The sequence below is a fragment of the Dolichospermum sp. FACHB-1250 genome (assembly GCF_014696335.1).
Lineage (GTDB): Bacteria > Cyanobacteriota > Cyanobacteriia > Cyanobacteriales > Nostocaceae > Dolichospermum > Dolichospermum planctonicum.
This window is the reverse complement of the sequence record NZ_JACJPZ010000066.1, coordinates 1-20,707: the sequence shown is the minus strand read 5'-3', so window position 1 is coordinate 20,707 and position 20,707 is coordinate 1. Positions and strand designations below refer to the sequence as shown.

At 35.1% G+C, this 20,707-nt stretch carries 14 protein-coding genes and 1 pseudogene; 9 read left to right on the top strand and 6 right to left on the bottom strand.

Features of this window, described 5'->3' with window-relative positions; genetic code table 11:
• Positions 1-218: 218 nt before the first annotated feature.
• The 8 genes and pseudogenes from H6F39_RS18055 to H6F39_RS18020 form a co-directional block, all read left to right on the top strand.
• Positions 219-518 (top strand): annotated as a pseudogene (locus H6F39_RS18055) (zinc ribbon domain-containing protein); the annotation flags it as partial.
• 206 nt (positions 519-724) lie between these two features.
• Positions 725-1,987: an ATP-grasp domain-containing protein gene (locus H6F39_RS18050; RefSeq protein WP_190397168.1), complete on the top strand. Its 1,263-nt coding sequence runs from the start codon at positions 725-727 to the stop codon at positions 1,985-1,987.
• Positions 1,988-2,145: 158 nt separating this feature from the next.
• The gene (locus H6F39_RS18045) at positions 2,146-3,024 is read left to right on the top strand and encodes a CoA-binding protein (RefSeq protein ID WP_137909439.1); all 879 of its coding nucleotides are present in this window, start codon (positions 2,146-2,148) and stop codon (positions 3,022-3,024) included.
• A gap of 392 nt (positions 3,025-3,416) precedes the next feature.
• Positions 3,417-6,767, top strand: coding sequence for a helicase-related protein (locus H6F39_RS18040; protein WP_190397167.1), 3,351 nt, complete (start codon positions 3,417-3,419; stop codon positions 6,765-6,767).
• Between the two features lie 91 nt (positions 6,768-6,858).
• On the top strand, positions 6,859-7,842 hold the full coding sequence (locus tag H6F39_RS18035) for a hypothetical protein (protein ID WP_190397166.1): 984 nt from the start codon (positions 6,859-6,861) through the stop codon (positions 7,840-7,842).
• Between the two features lie 73 nt (positions 7,843-7,915).
• Entirely contained in the window at positions 7,916-8,179 is a 264-nt protein-coding gene (locus tag H6F39_RS18030; protein WP_190397165.1) for a hypothetical protein, read from the top strand.
• Between the two features lie 8 nt (positions 8,180-8,187).
• The gene (locus H6F39_RS18025; RefSeq protein ID WP_199290982.1) at positions 8,188-11,004 is read left to right on the top strand and encodes a DUF1156 domain-containing protein; all 2,817 of its coding nucleotides are present in this window, start codon (positions 8,188-8,190) and stop codon (positions 11,002-11,004) included.
• A gap of 411 nt (positions 11,005-11,415) precedes the next feature.
• Complete coding sequence (locus H6F39_RS18020) at positions 11,416-14,157, top strand: ATP-binding protein (protein ID WP_190397164.1); 2,742 nt, start codon at positions 11,416-11,418, stop codon at positions 14,155-14,157.
• A 121-nt stretch (positions 14,158-14,278) separates the two neighbouring features.
• Here the strand turns inward: H6F39_RS18020 and H6F39_RS18015 are convergent, their stop codons facing one another.
• A complete protein-coding gene (locus H6F39_RS18015) occupies positions 14,279-15,382 on the bottom strand; it encodes an aromatic ring-hydroxylating dioxygenase subunit alpha (RefSeq protein WP_190372717.1) in 1,104 nt (367 codons plus the stop codon).
• A 215-nt stretch (positions 15,383-15,597) separates the two neighbouring features.
• Between H6F39_RS18015 and H6F39_RS18010 the strand changes: the two genes are divergently transcribed.
• Positions 15,598-16,518 (top strand): histone deacetylase, encoded by a 921-nt coding sequence (locus tag H6F39_RS18010; RefSeq protein ID WP_190397163.1) that lies wholly within the window; start codon positions 15,598-15,600, stop codon positions 16,516-16,518.
• A 645-nt stretch (positions 16,519-17,163) separates the two neighbouring features.
• Here H6F39_RS18010 and H6F39_RS18005 read toward each other — a convergent pair.
• From H6F39_RS18005 to H6F39_RS17985, 5 genes are all read right to left on the bottom strand, one after another.
• Entirely contained in the window at positions 17,164-17,688 is a 525-nt protein-coding gene (locus H6F39_RS18005) for a tetratricopeptide repeat protein (protein WP_137909447.1), read from the bottom strand.
• An 87-nt stretch (positions 17,689-17,775) separates the two neighbouring features.
• A complete protein-coding gene (locus H6F39_RS18000) occupies positions 17,776-18,561 on the bottom strand; it encodes a transporter substrate-binding domain-containing protein (protein WP_190372726.1) in 786 nt (261 codons plus the stop codon).
• A gap of 108 nt (positions 18,562-18,669) precedes the next feature.
• Positions 18,670-19,026, bottom strand: a complete 357-nt coding sequence (gene rplT / locus H6F39_RS17995; protein WP_028085520.1) for a 50S ribosomal protein L20 — start codon at positions 19,024-19,026, stop codon at positions 18,670-18,672.
• Positions 19,027-19,045: 19 nt separating this feature from the next.
• Positions 19,046-19,243 (bottom strand): 50S ribosomal protein L35, encoded by a 198-nt coding sequence (rpmI, locus tag H6F39_RS17990; RefSeq protein WP_028090710.1) that lies wholly within the window; start codon positions 19,241-19,243, stop codon positions 19,046-19,048.
• Between the two features lie 1,113 nt (positions 19,244-20,356).
• Positions 20,357-20,707, bottom strand: a 351-nt coding sequence (locus H6F39_RS17985; protein WP_190372716.1) for a DUF4351 domain-containing protein, incomplete at its 5' end; no start/stop codon positions are given.

Genomic DNA, 20,707 nt, shown 5'->3' with positions numbered 1-20,707 from the left:
GCAAATTAGCTAAGTCAATTAGTGATGCTGGATGGTCAGTGGATTTTGGATTTACGATTTTGGATTTTGGATTGACTCCACCCTCAAGTGTGGAGCTTGGGGATTTTAGATTAACAATTTTGGATTAGTTCCGCCCTGAAATTGTAGGGGTCAACGGCCGTTGCCCCCTACTTGTACCGAAAATTCCCAATCTAAAATCTAAAATCTAAAATCTAAAATCTAAAATTTCTTGGTCATTGTTTACTCAATGGTTAGAATATTTTGGTAAAGTCTATGGTCGTGTAATTGTATCAGTTGCACCACAATATACTTCTCAAAATTGTTCTAATTGCGGAGAAATAGTTAGAAAATCCCTATCAGTTAGAAGTCATGTTTGTAAATGTGGTTGTGTTCTCGACCGTGACCACAATGCTGCAATTAACATTCTCACTAAAGCACTAAGACAAAGTGGCTATGATTTAAGTACCGTCGGGCGCACCGGAACTAATAACGCTTGTGGAGAGATTACCCTCTGCTGAGACTTGGTAACAAGTTTGAGTAAGGTTGCTCATTGAAACAAGAATCCCCGTCCCTCTATAGGCCGGGGAGCGTCAAAAATTAGACAATGGCAAAAGAAATTTTTCAGTTAACCAAAGCCAAATTCCATAATCTTCAGGATCGTGCAGAATATTAGATATTATCAAGAATATATAGCGTTGGAGTTGTCAATACAAGGTGTATCTCAATGGATTTATTGGAGTATCAAGTTAAAGAATGGTTTGGTAAAATCGGGATTCCTGTCCTACCATCCCAAAGAATAGATCATCCCACAGATTTAAAACGCTTAAAAATTCCTTACCCGATTGTGCTGAAATCCCAGGTACAAGGGGGGGAAAGAGAAAAAGCTGGTGGGGTGAGAATCGTAGAAACGACCATTGATGCCATAGCTGCGGCACAAAATATATTTAATCTACCAATTTGGGGACAATTCCCAGAAGTCTTATTGGCAGAATCAAAGTATGATGCTCAAGAGGAGTTTTATCTTGCTGTAGTTTTGGATACTGCGCTGTGTCGTCCCGTTTTATTGGGTTGTACAGAAGCAAATATTGACTGGGAAACAGCAGGAGAAAAATTCCAGCACGTGGTTGTTGAACAGGAATTTTCTGCATTTTACGCTCGACGACTGGCTTTGAAAATGGGTTTGCAGGGTACTTTGATGCAGTCTGTGAGCAACATTGTCGAGAAACTCTACCAGTTATTTATTCAGAAAGATTTGGACCTAGTAGAAATTAATCCTTTGGGTGTGAACTCAATGGGTCAGGTCATGGCTTTGAATGGTAAAATCAGGGTTAATGAGCGAGCTATTAACCGTCATCCCGAAATAGCTGACATGGCCGCAAAAATGGTTGGCCGTCGTCATGGTAGTCAAAAAAAGAACGACTTTTTAGGCAGTTGGGATAGCTTAGAAATGCCCGGTAAAATTGGTATCGTAGGTAACGGGAAAGGGTCTATATTCACAACATTGGATGCGGTTGTTTATGCAGGTGGTAAACCTGGTAAATGTGTCAACTTGCGTCACTCATTTATGAGTGATACTAAATCAACGACTTTTAGCGATCGCTTGATCAGTAGTTTGAAAACTTTGGCGGCAGATCAAAGTATTCAAGTTATTTTAATCAACTTTTTAGGAACTATTCCTCAACTTGACCAATTTCCCGAAATTATCAGTAAATTTCTGCAATTAGATAAAAGTGAAATCAGATCTGAGATGTCAATTGCTAATGGTAACAGTAACAAGGGTGAAAATCAGGTAAATTTACCCCGTTTAGTTCTGCGTTTAGTTGGTTCTCAATTTAATGATGTCAGAGAATATCTAGCCACATTTAAAAACACCAATCAATCACTGGTACTTGTGGAAAATTTAGATGAAGCAGTTAAGGAAGCAGTTCGTTTAGTGAAATTACCTGAGGATAAAAAGAGGAACAGGGAAGTAAAAGTTAAAACTTAAAAGTTAAAACTTAAAAGTTAAAACTTAAAAGTTAAAAATTAAAGCAATAATTCAGGTGATGGGATCCGGGGATGAAGGATTGTCATAGCTGATTACTTACAAGCTGATTACTTACAAATTGAATTACCTACCTACTGACAACTGACCACTAACAAATTATGAACTTAACACCAGAAAGTAAAGTTTTAATCCAGGGATTTTGTGAATTTATATCAGCAAATCATATTGCTCAAATGCAAGCTTATGGTACAAATTTGGTAGCTGGTGTCAATCCTGGACATGGTGGACAGCAAATATATAATCTACCAGTATTTGATTTAGTTGAGGAGGTTATTGCCAAATTTGGACAGATTGACACAACAATTATTTGTGTTCCACCGGATCAAGTTTTGGATGCAGCTTTAGAAGCAATAGCGTCTCATATCCCCCAAATTATTATTATCACTGCTGGTGTCCCACCTCTGGATATGGTGCAATTACTTAGGAAAACAGAAGCAGGTGAAACCCTAATTATCGGTCCAAATAGTCCGGGAATTATCGTTCCTGGGAAAATTCTGCTGGGTACTCACGAACGTGAATTTTATATCCCAGGTCCTGTGGGAATTGTCAGCCGTAGTAGTACCCTTACCTATGAAGTCGCTTGGGAGTTAACAAAGGTGGGTTTGGGACAGTCAATTAGTGTTAGTATTGGCAGTGATACTATTGTCGGTTCTTCATTTCTGCAATGGTTACAAATTCTCGATGAAGATGACACCACAGCAGCTATTGTTTTAATCGGTCAACCTGGAGGAGGAAGTGAAGAAGCAGCAGCAAAATATATTGCAGAAACAATTGATAAACCTGTAGTTGCTTATATTGCCGGTAGACACGCACCACCCACACAAAATTGGCAACAAACAGGAACTTTAGCCACTGTAATTGGACGTTCTGCTAATTTTGGCACGGTAGAAAGTAAATTGGCTGCTTTTAAGTCCTTAAAAATTCCTCTGGCCGATAGTCCGTCTCAAATTCCTGAATTACTGCAAAAGCTAATTTAACTAACATCTGCATATACTTAAAAAACTTGAGTCATAGATTTTACTTTTTCAGGACTAAGAAACTTCTGAAAAGCTTGGCGATCGCTTTTTGAGGAGAAATCACGAGATACTGAAAGAGTTGGTATTGCAATATCTATCTTCAGATAGATGACATCAGTTTTGTAAATGTTTTAGGACTTACGCACGAGTCACGGAATAGGGAATAACGAACCACAAAGGCACAGAGAACACAGAGAAATGAAAGTTTGAGGAATATTCTGCGTAAGTCCGCTATTTTTTCAATTATTTACTGTATAATTTCTATAGGTAGGTAAAGACAATAGAATTTACTTAGATCTTAATTCCCAAGCCATCAGGAATCAAGAATTTTGGCGATTTTAGAGGTATAAATCATGAAAATAGAACAGTTACAACCAGGAATCATTATTTGCGGGGATAAATTTCCTGAACCCGTAAAACTTTCATCATTTAAAATGATAGGGACTTCCAGGGTGAAAATAGAAGCTGTTGGGATTAATACTAATAAATATTATGATCCTGTTATTCCTATTCAAGAATTAATTGATCTCCAAGAACAAAAAGAAGCACAATTCCAATTTACAGGTAATTCTGAATCAGTATTTTTATATTTAGAGGGAACACGCATTCGCAATGCTTTTCAATTTGACCCCCTATATGGGATCAGTGCATCCCAAGTGGACCCATTACCCCATCAAATTGAGGCTATTTATCATTATATTCTTAAAAGTCCTAATATTCGTTTCTTATTAGCAGATGACCCCGGCGCTGGTAAAACTATTATGGGGGGATTATTGATTAAAGAATTAAAATATCGAGGTTTAGTAAATAGGGTATTAATTGTTGTTCCTGGTCACTTAAAAAATCAATGGCTACGAGAAATGAAAGATCGGTTTTCTGAAAGGTTTTCCATAGTTGACAGAGGAGTAATTAATGCTAATTGGAGTCAAAATGTTTGGACGGAATTTCCCCAAATTATTACCTCCCTTGATTTTATCAAACAAAATGATGTACAGTCGGCTTTTAACGATGCTAGATGGGACTTAGTTATCGTTGATGAAGCTCATAAAATGTCTGCTTACAAATATGGTGAGAAAATCAGTAAAACCGCACGTTATACCGTAGGAGAAACCCTATCTACTAATTCTAAATATTTAATTCTATTAACGGCTACACCCCATCGAGGAGATCCTGAAAATTTCAAATTATTTTTAGACTTACTCCAGCCTAACTTCTTTGCTAATACAGAAATGTTAGCAACTTCTATTGAGGATCAGGATAATCCTTTATTTTTACGTCGTTTAAAGGAAGATCTAAAAAACTTTGATGGTCAACCTTTATTTCTACCCCGGTTAGTGGAAACTATTAAATATTATCTGAATCAAGATGAGAAAAAACTTTATGATGCTGTTACTGATTATGTAGAAAAAAACTTTAACAAAGCTCTGCAAAAAGAAAAACGTAATGTTGCTTTTGCTTTAACTGTTCTCCAAAGACGTTTGGCTTCTAGTGTGCGAGCAGTTCTCAAATCTTTAGAACGTCGTCAACAACGCTTAGAAGATTTATATAAAAAAGGTACATTAATTCAGGATGGTCTCTATCATGAAGACTACTTAGAAGATTTAGAAGATGATAAACGTTACAATCAAGAAGAAGAATTACTAGCTAAATTAACCTCAGCAGAATCTTTAGATGAATTAAAGTTAGAAATTACTAGCTTAAAGTTTTTAGTTAAGTTAGCTAAAGCAGTAGAGAAGCAAGAAATTGAAACTAAACTCAATCGTCTCCGGGAAGTTTTAGAAGAAAGAAAAATCAGGGAAAGCGGCGAAAAATTATTAATTTTCACTGAGTCAAAAGACACCATGGAATACTTAGCTGAAAAAATGAAAAATTGGCAATACAGTGTTACTGTAATTCATGGTGGGTTAAATATGGATGCTCGGATTAAAGCTGAATATGAGTTTGAAAATAAAACTCAAATTATGGTAGCTACGGAAGCCGCAGGTGAAGGTATTAATCTACAATTTTGTTGGTTAATGGTTAATTATGATATTCCTTGGAATCCTAATCGCTTAGAACAAAGAATGGGTAGAATTCATCGCTATGGACAAAAACATCAAGTGCATATTTACAATTTAGTGGCTTTGGATACTAGGGAAGGTCAGGTTTTACAAAAGTTATTTGATAAGTTAGAAGCAATGAAAGAAGCTCTAGGAGATAGAGTTTTTGATGTTATTGGTGATGTTTTACAAGGTGCTAGTTTAAAGGATTTAATTTTAGAAGCTATTGCTAATAAAAGAACCATAGATGATATCTTAGCAGACATGGATAAAGTTCCAGATATGGAGGCAATTAATAAAGTTAAACAAGCTAGTTTAGAAGCCCTAGCTACTCGTCATATTGATTTATCTCACATTAATGAAGAACAGCGTACAGCCAAGGAAAATCGTCTTGTACCAGAATATATAGAAAGGTTCTTTTTACGAGCAACTAAACATTTAAAAATTAAGGTAGAAAAACGTCAAGATGGTTTTTGGCGCATTCCTAATGTACCCTTTGAGTTAAGAAATCAACCCCATGAATTTAAACTTAAATATGGAGAAGTGCAACGAGAATATTTAAGATTTGGTTTTGATAAAAAAACCTCTTTCCAAGCAAAAGTAGAACTTGTTACCAGTGGTCATCCTTTAATGGAAGCAATTTTAGAGTATTTATTTAAACAATATCAAAAAGAAATAGATCAAGGTGCAGTTTTTTTAGATCCTGATGGTAAATGGGATGGTTTATTGTGGTTTATGTCTGGTGAAATTAAAGATGGTAATGGAGAAATAGCCGGACGCAAATTAGTGTGTTTATATCAAGACAAGTTAGATAATTTTCAAATTGTTAATCCTGCGGTGTTATGGGATTTAAAACCCAATGATGAATCTACAGAAATTATAGACAAATTAAGAGAAGAATTAAAAGTTAGCAATCTGAAATCTAAACTGGAAGATGCTATAGCTTATATTTTAGATAACTATTTAGACCCCTATCAACAAGAATTATTACAAAAACGGTTATCAGATGCTCAAATTAAGCGAAAATACGGATTAAAATCCATTGATGCTTTAATTTTAGAGTCAGAAGCTAAATTAACTGACTATGAAATTAGAAGAATCAAAGGTCATAATATTCCTGATGTCATTATGGGCAATGAACAGCGTCACCGTGATGATTTAGAACAGAAAAAACTCAAGTTAGAAAAAGATATCAGAGTAGAAACTAATCTTTATCTTTCTGAACCTGAGATTTTAAGCGTTATTCAAGTCATACCAACAGCTACTAATTCTGAGCAACACAATAACAAAGAAATTGAATTAATTGGTATGAAAACTGCTATGGAATATGAGCAAAAAGAACAAAGAAATCCTGAAGATGTTTCTTTAAAAGATGTTGGTTATGACATTCGTTCCTGGGATAATTTAGGGAAATATCGTTATATTGAAGTTAAGGCTAGATCCAGTTCTGGGTCAATTTCTTTAACTCCCAATGAATGGGTCATGGCTAATCGTTTAGGGGATGAATATTGGCTTTATATTGTGGAAAATGCGGCAACTAATCCTAAATTACACAAAATTCAAAATCCTGCACTTTGTCTTAAACCTGATGAGGAAGTAAGTGTAATTCGTTATATTGTGAATGATTGGCGCTATCATGCTAATTGTCAACATTATCAGAGTTAGCTTCTTAAATACCCAACTTCTTAAAAAAGTCGGGTATCTGATATAATAATAGAATCATTAACCATCATTAACCAGGGAAAAAATAGTAATCATGACGGAAATTACAGCAAATTATGATGAAACATGGAAAGAAGCAATAGGAGAATATTTTGAATTATTCTTACAGTTCTTTTATCCAGAAATTCACCAACAAATTGACTGGACTAAACAACCAATATCCTTAGATAAAGAATTAGAACAAATTACAGCCTCAAGTCAGACAGAAAAACGGTATGCAGATAAATTATTTCAAGTTAGTTTATTAAATAATGAAATAATTTGGATTTTGATTCATATAGAAGTGCAAAGTCAATATGATAAACAATTTTCCCAAAGAATGTTTATCTATAATTATCGCTCTTATGATTTATTTCATAAACCAGTAATTAGTTTAGCAATATTAGGAGATGAAAACAAAAATTGGCGACCAAATAGTTATGAATACGGTTTAGGTAATAGTCGAGTCAAAATGGAATTTAGTATAGTCAAACTATTAGATTATGAATGGGAATATTTGAACACAAATGATAATCTCTTTGCTACAATAGTCATGGCACATCTGAAAACCAAAGCTACCACTAGTAATTTAACTGCAAGAGAACAATGGAAATGGAGTTTGGTTAGAGCATTATATCAAAGAGGCTTAACTAGGTTTGATATTATTAATCTAGTCAAGATCATTGATAAAATGATGACTTTACCACTACCATTACAAACAGCATTTGAAACCAAATTAGATGATTACGAACAGGAGTTAAATATGCCATTCCTCAGCACTATCGAAGAAAACGCCCAAGCCAAAGGTAAGGAAATTGGTAAGGAAATTGGTAAGGAAATTGGTGCTAGAAAAAATTGCCAAGAAAACATTATCAAAATCCTCTCTAGCAGATTTGCTAATCTTCCAGAAAAAATAATCTATACTATCAAGGAAATTGATGATATGTCTATCCTGGAAAATTTACTTTTACCCAGTATTCAGGTTAACTCTGTAGAGGAATTTCAGCAGTTAATTGATTCTTATGTAACGCAAAATTAACCAAATTCAGATCTCCGACTTTTTTAAGAAATTGGGGATTTGAAACTTAGATGATTACGAACAGGAGTTAAATATGCCATTCCTCAGCACTATCGAAGAAAACGCCCAAGCCAAAGGAAAGGAAATTGGTAAGGAAATTGGTGCTAGAAAAACTCGTCAAGAAAACATTATCAAAATCCTCTCTAACAGATTTGCTAATCTTCCAGAAAAAATAATCTATACTATCAAGGAAATTGATGATATGTCTATCCTGGAAAATTTACTTTTACCCAGTATTCAGGTTAACTCTGTAGAGGAATTTCAGCAGTTAATTGATTCTTATGTAACGCAAAATTAACCAGAAATATGAACCAGATCCCCCCCACTTGTGAGATAATTTGGGGATCTGAAAACCTCACAACCAACAAAATCACTACCAAAATCACTACCAAAATCACTACCAAAATCACTACCAAAACCATGAACCAAGCAGCTATCGAACAATCATTCCCTATCCAAGAAGTTAGCGAATATTCCGCTAAAGAAAAAAATATTAGACATGGACATATTTCTACCTTACATATTTGGTGGTCAAGAAAACCTTTAGCTGCTTCCCGTGCTACTATTTATGCTGCTTTAGTTCCCGCTTTTACAGCATCAGAAATGAACCAGAAAAATCAATTTATTGCAGAACTTTCTAAATGGGAAAATGCTAATAATCAAGAATTATTAAATCAAGCTAGGGCAGATATTTTACAAGCTCATGGTGGTATTCCTCCCAAGGTTTTAGACCCCTTTTCTGGTGGTGGTTCTATTCCCTTAGAAGCGTTAAGATTGGGTTGTGAAACCTTCGCTAATGATTTAAACCCTGTAGCGGTTTTAATTGAAAAAGCTACTTTAGAATTTCCCCAAAAATATGGACAATTAAAAACTAGAATATTTAAGGAAACTACAGGAGGAGAAACTCCACAAACCTATAATCCTCTATTGGAAGATGTGAAAAAATGGGGTAATTGGGTATTAGAAACAGCCAAGAAGGAAATCGGTACATTTTACCCCCATGAAACTGATGGACGCATCCCTGTAGGTTATTATTGGATGAGAACGGTTACTTGTCAAAATCCTGATTGTAGGGTAGAAATTCCCTTAACTTCTAATCTGTGGTTAGCTAAAAAAGATAACAAAAAAGTTGCTTTAAAAATTATTCCGATTATTCATGAATCAGGAAATAATCAAATTGATTTTGCAATTGTGGAAAATGATGGTATTGATTTTGATCCTGCAACGGGTACAGTAGCAAGAGCTAAGGTTATTTGTCCCTGTTGTGGTAGTAGTTTAACTGACAAGGATACCAGAAAACAATTTATAGATGGTATTGCTAGTCAAAGAATGGTAGCGGTAGTTTTACACAATCCTAAATCATCTGGTAAAACCTATCGGTTAGCAACTGCTGAAGATATGGAAATATTTAATCATGCTCAATCTTATTTAGAATCTAAGCGCAATGAGTTATGGGATAAGTGGGGTATTGATCCTGTTCCTGATGAACCTTTAACCAGAGTACCAATTACTTTTGGTGTGATTAATGTTTGGGTTTATGGAATGAATACATGGGGATCTTTATTTAATTCCCGTCAACAATTGGCTTTAATTACGTTTGCTGATGCGGTAAAACAAGCTCATCAATTAATTTTACAAGAAGGTTATGATGAAGATTATGCAAAAGCGATCGCTACTTATTTGGCTTTAGGTGTTGATAGATTAGTCGATTATAATTCAATCTTGACAAGATGGGTTTGTAATGGTGAATTTGTAGGTAATACTTTTACAAGACAAGCATTACCAATGATTTGGGATTATCTTGAATTAAATCCTGCAAGTGAAGCAACAGGAGATTTCAACTCTGCTTTAAATTGGATTAATAGAGTAATTGAAAATAATTCTATATCTTCTATTAATTTTGCTACAACAACCCAATCATCGGCTACAAATTTACCCTATCCTGATAATTATTTTGATGCAATAATTACAGATCCTCCTTATTATGATAGTATTCCCTATTCTTATTTATCAGATTTTTTCTATGTTTGGTTATCCAGAACTATCGGAGAATATTACCCCGAATTATTTGCCACTCCCTTAACTCCTAAATCTGATGAAGCAGTAGCTTATAGTCATAACGGTGGTGCAGAAGCAGGAAAACAATTTTTTGAAGAAAAAATCGGTCAAGCGTTTCAAGAAATTTCCCGCACCTTAAAACCATCAGGAATAGCTGTCATTGTTTTTGCCCATAAATCTACAGATGCTTGGGAAACTATTATTAATGCGCTTTCCAAAGCTAACTTATATCTAACAGCAAGTATTCCCATTCATAGTGAAATGAAAGTTAGAATGAGAGCAAAACAATCAGCAGCATTAGCATCATCAATATATATGGTATGTCGTAAACGCACCAGTGCAGAAACAGCTTATTTTGAAGAAATAGAAACCGAAATACAGGAAAAAATCCAAGAAAGATTAGAGCATTTTTGGAGTCAAGGAATCAGCGGTAGTGATTTCTTTATTTCTGCTATTGGTCCTGCATTAGAAATAGTGGGAAAATATGCGACTGTGGAAACCTACGCAGGAGAGACCATAGCAGCAGCAACTCTATTAGAATTTATCCGTAAGACTGTTAGTGAATACGCATTAACTAAAATTCTCAAAAACCCCCAAGAACTAGGAGGAATTGACCCCCAAACCCGATTTTATTTACTATGGCGCTGGACATTTGGTAATAGTAAAGTCATATTTGACGAAGGACGAAAATTAGCCTCTGCTTGTGGTATAGAAATTACGGAATATTGGAATAAGGGATTTATTAAGAAAGATAAAGAATTTATTACTGTCCTCAGTCCCAAGGACAGAGATAAAAAATTTATTGACCAAGAAAAACTAGAAAACATGATTGATATCCTGCATCAAATGTTATTATTATGGGAGAAGAATAATAGAGAGAAAATTACAGAACTTTTAACCAACACAGGACAATTAAACAATAATGCCTTTTGGCAAGTAGCACAATCTATTTCTGAGGTATTACCAGATGGTGATAAGGAGAAGCAGATGTTACAAGGTTTACTTTATGGACGGGAAAGTTATCAAAAGGGAGGAAATGAAGGTAAACAATTAGGGTTATTTTAATCAGGGTTGTTGGAAAATTATTACACCTCTTTTCTATGGGGAGAGGATCTGAAGTCCGTAGGTTGGGTAGAACGAAGTGAAACCCAACAAAAGCTAACAAATAATACAGCAGTTCCCGGTGTTATCAGGTACATATCTAGCGGGCAAGATGCCCGCACCACAAGAGTTTCATGATTCAATTTTGTACCTTATTAGCGCGGAAAACGCTGTAACTTACAAATGTTGGGTTTCGTTCCTCAACCCAACCTACGGTAAATATAAGTAGGTAAACGGAAAAAAACCGACATAAGTAACGAAAAGTAAAGTTACCCAAAACCTGTTCCCTGTTCCCAGTTAAGAGTTCCCTTGTCATAACGACAATTTTTAACGCCAACCTACTTAGTCAATCAAAAATCAACAGGAGAAAAAACAATGACATTACCAGCATGGTGGAATATTGCCACTCCAACAAAAGAAATTTGTGACGGGACATTTAACGAATCATCCTTTGCTGTGGATATTGCAGAAGTGGTTAAAGGTACAGCACCCCAAGAATATTTAGACCCTCGCTTATTCTTTGCAAAAACCTATTTAACTAGCGGTTTACAAAAATTAATTTGTAACGTTTTAAGCTGCATAACTAATAGTACAGGAGATAAGGTTATTCAACTACAAACCCCCTTTGGTGGTGGTAAAACCCATTCTTTATTAGCAATTTATCATCTAGTTAAATCATTTCATGAAGTTAATCATTTACCACAAATTCAATCTTTAGCAAATAATTTATCCATTCCCCATACCAAGGTAGCGGTATTTTTAGGCACAGAAGCAGATGTGATTAATGGGAAAACTCCCTGGGGAGAAATAGCAGAACAACTGGGTTGTTATCATTTAATTAAAGACCATGACCAAAAACGTATTGCTCCCGGAAAAGAGATTTTAAGAGAAATCATCAAACAAAGTGGCTCAGTTTTGATTTTAATAGATGAATTATTAGCATATATTACCAAAGCTAATGAATTAGAAAAACAGGAAAAAATTGCCCAAGGACAAACGTTAGTATTTTTACAAGAAATTACGGAGGTCATTGCTGCTTCTAGTAATTCCGTATTAATTTTAACCTTACCAAAAAGTGATTTAGAAAAATTTGATGAGGCTGCAACTAGAGCATTATCTCAATTAGAAAAAGTATCGGGTAGAGTAGAGAGTATTTATGTACCTGTAGATGGTATAGAAATTTATGAAGTTGTCAGAAAACGGTTATTTGACAATATAGGAGATATTAACCAACATAAACAAACAGCAGAAACCTATTTTCGTCTTTATCAACAATTAGGTAATGATGTACCCTCGGAAGTTAAAGAACTTAGCTATCGGACTAAAATAGAACAAGCTTATCCATTTCATCCCGAATTGATAGATATTTTGTATGAAAGATGGGGTTCGTTTCCTAAATTTCAACGGACTAGAGGAGTATTAAGACTATTAGCAGAAGTGATTAAGGACATTTATAAAAAAGGTGCAGACCCTTTAATTCAATCATCACAAATAAATCTGGCAAATCCCATATTAAAGCGAGAACTAATTAAACATATTGGTGATCCATTTGATAGTATTATTACTTCTGATATTATGGGTAAATCTCAACAGATTGATAGAGATATGGGGAGTGAATATGAAAAATATAATATTGCGTCTAAATTAGCAACGGGAGTGTTTTTCTATTCTTTTAGCGGTTCAGACAGAAGAGGAGTTAATTTATCTTGGTTGAGAATAGCCCTACTTAATGATAATATTCCTGCCATGATCATTGGAGATGCTATAGCGAAATTAGCAGATAATCTTTGGTATTTTCATGAGGAAAAACGTCTTTATAGCTTTAAAAATGAACCCAATTTAAACCGGGTTATTGTTGATAAGGAGCAGTTAATTGATGATGAACAAATTACAGATAAATTACGGGAATTAATCAAAGCACAGCCTAAGGGTAAATTTTTTGAAACTCATATTTGGAAAGAGTCTAAGGATATTCCTGATCATACTAAGTTTAAATTAGTGATCTTACATCCTAATTATAAAAAGGGAGATCAGGAAACTGAGCAATTTATCCAGGAATTATTTAGCAATACTTCTTTTCGCGTTTATAAAAATACTGTATTTTTAGTAATTGTAGATGCTAATAGTTATGTAACACTAGAAACCAGCTTAAAACGTTATCTAGCGTTAACTGCTATCACTGAAGATCAAGACCTGAAAAAGAATCTTTCCTTATCATCTAAAGCTGATTTACAAGATAAATTGACAAAAGCAGAAGAAAAGATGATAGATAATTTGAAGATCACTTATCGTCATCTAGCATGGTGTGGTCAAAATACTATAGATTATAATGATTTTAGTACAGCTACAAAAGTAGAAGGTAATTCTTGGCTAGAACGGGTAGAAAATCACCTCAAACATCAACGATCAATTAATGCTAAGATTGCAGCAAATGTACTTTTAAACAAAGGATTGAGTGTTAATGAAACTGAGAAAAGTTTACAGGATATTTATAATAACTTTCTGAGAACTCCTGGACATAAACCGTTATTAGAAAATGAATCAGTCATTTTAGAAGCAGTGAAAACAGGAGTTAAAGAGGGTAAATTGGGGATTAGATTTAATGGTCAACTTTATTATCAAGATGACGACGACAATCTGAATGAAATCACATTAGCAGCTATTGTAGTACGTCCTGAAATTGCTCAAAAGGAAAAAGCACAGTTACAAACTCAATCTGATGATCATGGAAATTCCCATAGTAGTGAAACCACAGAAAATATCAGTCAAACCTCGTCTGGTAATGCAACTAATTCAACAGTCGAAAATTCTCTAGTCAATTCTGATAAAGTGCAAACTGCAACGGGAACTTATCATGTCAATTCTACCAATGAACCCAAAACTACCAAAGTTAAAAAAGTCAAATTTAAAGCAGATATACCCTGGGCTAAACTATCACATATAATCCGTGGTGTAATTACACCATTGCAAGCAGGAGAATCTAATATTAAAATCACCATTGAAATCGAAGCAGAATCAATTCAGGGTTATGACCATCATATACTAGACAATACAGTTAAAGAAACCCTAAGACAATTGGATTCAAAAATTTTGAATTGGGAAGAAGATGAAAAATAATCATCAGGAGAGAATGAGGGTGGGGTATGGAGCAAAATCCAGTCCCCTCTCCTTCACAAGGGGAGGGTTAGGGTGGGGTATAGAGCAAAATCCAGTCCCCTAGTTATTAACTAGTTATTAACTAGTCATTAACTAATTCATCTCGCCATTTTTCCCGTTTTTCTCTCTCTTCACGCACTTCTTCCTCCCTTTCCTTTTCCCTGGGTAATAGCCAAGTTTCATGGGTGAGAGGTTTCTGTCGTTCCAAATGGTTAATAAACTGGATAATTGACAAATCAGCTTTAATAGGATTTTTTAAATAAAACCGCATAGTTTGTAATATTTTATCATGATTTTTAAGTAAGCGATCGCTAATTCTTTTTCCTAGCCGTAGTATCAATTTATTAATCAACTTTCCGAACATACCTTGACGTTTTTTGCACATTAATAATGTTTGTCCTTGAGTTTTTCCTCCCGGTAAGATCCGAGTGGTAAATATTATGTGCAGATGGGTTAAATCATTACCAAAGGAAATTATACTTGTTGTACCATACCAATAACAAATACTATAACTCAGGGAACTATTAAAAAACTTACGGTAGAGTTTTAACCAAAATGACTTACTAGTAATGTTGGTAATTGTATTAAAAATAATCGCATTTTGATTGAGTTCTTGTTTCTCCAAAACCATCTTTAATGGCAATTTATAAACTATATTAATTTGTTGTGTATCAATACCCTGAAGAAGTAGTACATGAGGATGACAATTAATACTAAATTCCCCACCGAGAGCAAAATCAAATTCTTGATTTTCCCAATCTAAAATAAAAGGTAAGGGTTGTTGTGGAGTTTCCCCAGTCCATACCCAAATTATGCCATATTGTTCCGCGACTGGCCAAGTTTTAGCTTTAACAGCTATGGGTTCATCTAAATCGGGAACATCAACACAAATACCTTCTGCATCAAATTTCCAACGATGTAAAACACAGCGTAATTCATTACCTTCAATTTTACCTTGAGCTAAACTTGTACCCATGTGCGGACAGTAAGCATCTAAAATAATCGCGCGTCTGTCTTGACCTCGATATACTACCAAATCTCTCCCCAAAATTGTCACGGGTTTCACCTCACCCACAAACAAAGATTGAGAAGGTAATACCCAATACCAACCTTCAACAAAACTTGCTGATTGATTGAAAATTTTAGGTTTACGAACTGAGTTAAAATTATCTATATTTGTGTTCATGTTTAGGGTTTGACTTGCAGTGAAGCAGTTAGTCTATACCTATCATGAACAACCCTAAAAAAACAGTTATCTTGAGTACCGTCAGTTGGGAGTTGACAATTAACCAGAACCTACCCAACTAACATAATATATTAATATATAATTAACATATAACCTCAAAAAGTTTCCTAACCCTGCCATAATTATCTAATCTTGCAGCTGCTAAATGTATAAATATGTTACAAGTTATTTATTCTGAGGAGTTTTTAAACCACAAAACTGGCATCTACCACCCAGAAAAACCAGCCCGGTTAACAGCTATAGTTGATGCTTTAAAAACTGCGAGTTTTGCGGAAAAGATTACCTGGAAACTACCTACACCAGTTATATCAAAACCCTCTTTAATGTCTTGGCTAGAAGGTGTTCATTCTACAACTTATATTAACACAGTTAAAAATATCGCTGCTAATGGTGGTGGTTATTTAGACAGGGATACTCCCGTTTCTCCCCGTAGTTATGATGTCGCTTTGTTAGCGGTTAGTGCTTGGTTGGATGCAGTTGATATAGTTATTAATACAGCAGATCCGGCTTTTGTCTTAGCGCGTCCACCTGGACATCATGCGGTCAGTGATACGGGCATGGGTTTTTGTTTATTTTCCAATGCAGCGATCGCAGCCTTTTACGCTTTACAACAACCTGGAATTAAGCGCGTTGCTATCCTAGATTGGGATGTACATCACGGTAATGGTACGGAAGCAATAGTCGAAACTCACCCACAAATTGCTTATATTTCTCTTCACCAGTATCCAGCTTATCCCGGTACAGGGGATGCTTCACAACAGGGTTTACACAATAATGTGTTAAATTTACCTATTCCTCCTGGTAGTGATATTACTGTCTATCAACCCCTATGGGAAAAAGATATATTACCATTTTTAACCAATTTTTCCCCAGATTTACTAATTGTCAGCGCTGGTTATGATGCTAATACTAATGATCCTTTAGCAAGTATGAATTTACAACCAGAAGATTTTAGTTTATTTACAGAATATTGTTTGAGTATAACCAGAAAAATTATGTTTGGTTTAGAAGGAGGTTATGATTTACCAAGTCTTGCTAAATCAGTAATTGCTACTATTCAAACCTGTGTTAGTTAGTCTTTTTTAGGCATTTTTTACTAGTTCAATATTCCACTACATTTAAGACTTTATTACCTACAGAATAACGATATAAGTTCCATGGTTAGTACCAAGATAATTAAGTAAAATTTATTACCTTTACTATGTTTTGGGTAAAGGGAATTAGTTGTAATTTTTACTTTAATTTTACTGGAAATGTTTTTCTGTATTTTACCTCACTGAATATAGTGAAAATTGAACAAATTTTTGATAATAAAACTTTGTTATCATGTCATGAAAGAGCTAAAGTTTTGTTAAGATATAACTGCTGGGAATTTCCTAAATAGTACCAGTAGTTATCTAAAGTTCAGAAGGTGAACAAATGACCACCTATATTTTTTTTGATCAGGCGCTCCAAATGCTGACCACTGCTTTTTTCGCATCAGTAATTATACTAATGACATTTTCTAGTATAGGTTTAGCAGTGATTGAAACAATTGAAAAGACGCGAGACAGCTAAAAATACGCTTCAAACTAGGGACAGGGCTGAGAAAAAGTCTGATAGTATTTAGTTTTATGGACAAAATCTCATCTACAATCTGTCACCATAAACAGAATCATCTGCGTTTATCTGCGTTTAATTCTGGATTTTTGTCCCTCACTTGAATGGGAATTGCCATAAAACTAAACAGAAACTAAGCGACGCAAAGACTCAGCCCGACGTTTAGCAACGGCGTTATTAGGTGCTAATTTGAGGGTGGCTTCATACATTTCTAACGCTTGAGCATTCAATTTTTTCTTCTCATAAGCGTGTCCGAGATTATTTAGGGCTGATACATAGTCTGGGTTCAATTTGATAGCTTCTTTATACTGACGAATTGCTAAATCATATTGTTCTTGAGCAAAATAAACATATCCCAAGCCGTTGTAAATGGGAGCAATAGATTCTTCTCCCTCTTCTTCGGCTGCTTTTAGAGCTTTTTGAAATAGGACTATGGCTTGGCTAAATACTTTTTTTTCTGAATAAATACTAGCTAATTCATAGTATTCTTGAGCAGTGCCTTTTTCTTTAGTTAATTTGTTTTTTAACTTGTTGAGGGAGTTTTCAAGTTTCCGAGTTTTGAATACTTGACGAAAAACACTTACACCAGCAAATGCCAGTAAACCAACAAAAGTTGAGAGATAAATGATGACTAAATTGTTATCCATTGTCTACAAATACTGATTAAATTAAAGTCTGTTAGGTCATAGATATCTGACTTCTTGAAGCAGTTAGGGATCTTCATTGATTAATTACTACAATCCCCAATATTCTATCCTTTCTTTTAGCCAACCTGTAACTGTATAACGGGCAATGGCTTCATTTACTTTACGTCTTAATTCATCATATTGCAATCCTTTGGGCATAACTACAGATAATGGTTCTGCTGATAATTTAGTTACTAGTATATGATACTGAGGATATGCTTGCACCCAACCACTAAGAACGCTAAAATCCGCAGCAAAACCATCTACTTGATTATTTTCTATTTTTTCCCACCCTTGCCGGTAGGAATTGACGGCGATTAATTGAGCAGATGGTGTAAAATATTTTAAGTAGGAAATAGTGCTAGAGTGGTTGAGAACCGCTATTTTCCGGTTTCCTACATCTTTTAATTCTTGAATAGATGTATTTTTTGTAACTATTGCCGCACCATCATAATAGTAGGGAACACTGAAGCTAATCATGCGAGAACGTGATGCTGTTGCTGTCACCCCAGCGATAGCTAAATCAACTTGCTGATTAAATACTACAGGTAAGCGATCGCTATTAGCTACTGGTTGCAATTTTACAGCATCGGCTTTTCCTAATAAATCACTGGCTAAACGCTGGGCTAAATCAATTTCTAACCCCTGTAAATTGCCTTGATCATCCCTAAAACCTAGAGGACGGAGGTTATCTTTAACTGCTAGATTTAGATAGCCTCGCTGCTGAATTTCCGCCATTGTTCCCGCCGATACAGTCAAGTTGCCACCTAAAAAAAATAGGCAAACCATCAATAACAAGGTAGCGGATAATACCAGATGTAACTTCTTCATCATTGCCCAGGGTTTTACTCCAATTAAAAACTGCAAAAAACTTCTTGATTTTTAATTTTCAATTTTCCGAAGTGGCCATTTGTTACATCCGTTATTCATCCGTTGCCACCTTTATCTGTTAACTGATTGTGCCAACTCTGCAATTTTAGCAAAACTTGCCGGATCAAGAATTGCCAATTGTGCCAACATTTTGCGATTTAGTTCCACATTGGCCTTTTTCAAATTGCCAATTAAACGGCTGTAGCTTAAACCGTGTTGTCTGGAAGCTGCATTAATACGTGCTATCCACAGACGACGAAAATCACGCTTTTTCTTTTTGCGATCGCGGTAAGCGCTTCTTAGCGCCTTCATTACCTGTTGATTAGCAGTTCTAAACAAAGTGGAATGAGAACCACGAAAACCTTTAGCTAATTTGAGAATTTTATTGCGGCGTTTACGAGCTACATTACCGCGTTTTACCCGAGTCATATCTTAGTACCTGTGTCTTTTACAAATATGGAAGCATTAAGCGCACGTTCTCTTCGTCCCGTTCATGAACAACTGCCATTTTTGACATATTGCTCTTTTTGCTAGAAGATTTATGCTCTAATAAGTGATTTTTGAAAGGTTTACGGCGGACAATTTTACCGCTACCGGTGGCGCGGAATCTCTTGGCCGCAGCCTTGCGAGTCTTTAGTTTAGGCATGGGATGGCTTTAATTCAACACAATCTACTATTATATACGAGAAAAGGCAAATTGTATGCTCCATTGGCAATATCGGCAAGGATTCCCAAAATATTTTACTTGAGGACTTGACAAGGCGAAAATTTTCGTTTACACTAATGTTAAGAGTAGAAATCTGTCCGCGCATATATATTAAACTTTTCAACTATTAACATCATTATTTTCATTCATCTGCCAAAAATCCTCAGCGCCAGTTTATAAACTGCATCCTGTAAATCCTTAAATCCTGAACATCCTGATATGGCTAACGCCACGCTTCGCTATCAGACAAAATATTTTACTTGAGGACTTGACAAGGCGAAAATTTTCGTTTACACTAATGTTAAGAGTAGAAATCTGTCCGCGCATATATATTAAACTTTTCAACTATTAACATCATTATTTTCATTCATCTGCCAAAAATCCACCAAAATCCAGTACATTATTATCATCCTGAACATCTTTAAATTCTGAACATCCTGATTCTGATAATTAAACGCAGATGAACGCGAATGAACGCGGATGTTATACTAGTTTTTAATTCCTCTCCCAATCCTGTAAATCCTGATTCAGAGAATATGCAAGCCTGGACACCTAACACCCCACTACAGAACGGACAGTATACCATTAGGTTATGCACCCATAAGTAGATGAACGGAAAAAACCGACATAAGTAACGAACAGTAAAGTTGCCCAAAACCTCTTCCTAGTTAAGAGTTAAGAGTTAAGAGTTTCCTTGTCATAACGACAATTTTTAACGCCAACCTACTTAATGTGATAAATGAGAAGATTATTAAAAGTTGTTGGGTATCTGAAATTCTCAATTGTCAGAATCAGGATGTCCAGGATTAAAGGATGTACAGGATTGTGATATTATCATTACCTAAACTATCCTGAAAACCAACATAAATCATGTCATGTTCGATGAAATATTACAAAGAATAAGAGAAAAAATTACATCACTTCAATATGTAATGACACTTCATGTAGAAGAAATGAACGATTAAAAATCACCAACTCCCCACCAAAAATCATTCAATAACATCCTGTAAATCCTAAAATCCTGGATATCCTGATTCTGACAATTAAATAAGCTTATTTATCTGGTGATTTTAACCATGTTTCTAAATCATTAATATCTGTAAAATCTAATAATGCTTCTCCTAGCTTTTCCAGTTGTTCTATATTCAAACTGTTAATATTTTGAATATAACTATCTCCTAACTTTCCAAACCGTTTAGATAATATCCTTAGCAGTAAGTTTGTTGCTTCATCTTTTTTACCTTCCTGTCTCCCCTCCTGTCTCCCCTCCTGTCTCCCCTCCTGTCTCCCCTCCTGTCTCCCCTCCTGCTTTGCTTCTTGATAGACCCTTGTTTGCTTAATATCACTCACTAAAAACATTGCTTCTATCTCCTGACGGCTTAATTGTGAAAACTTGGACAATAA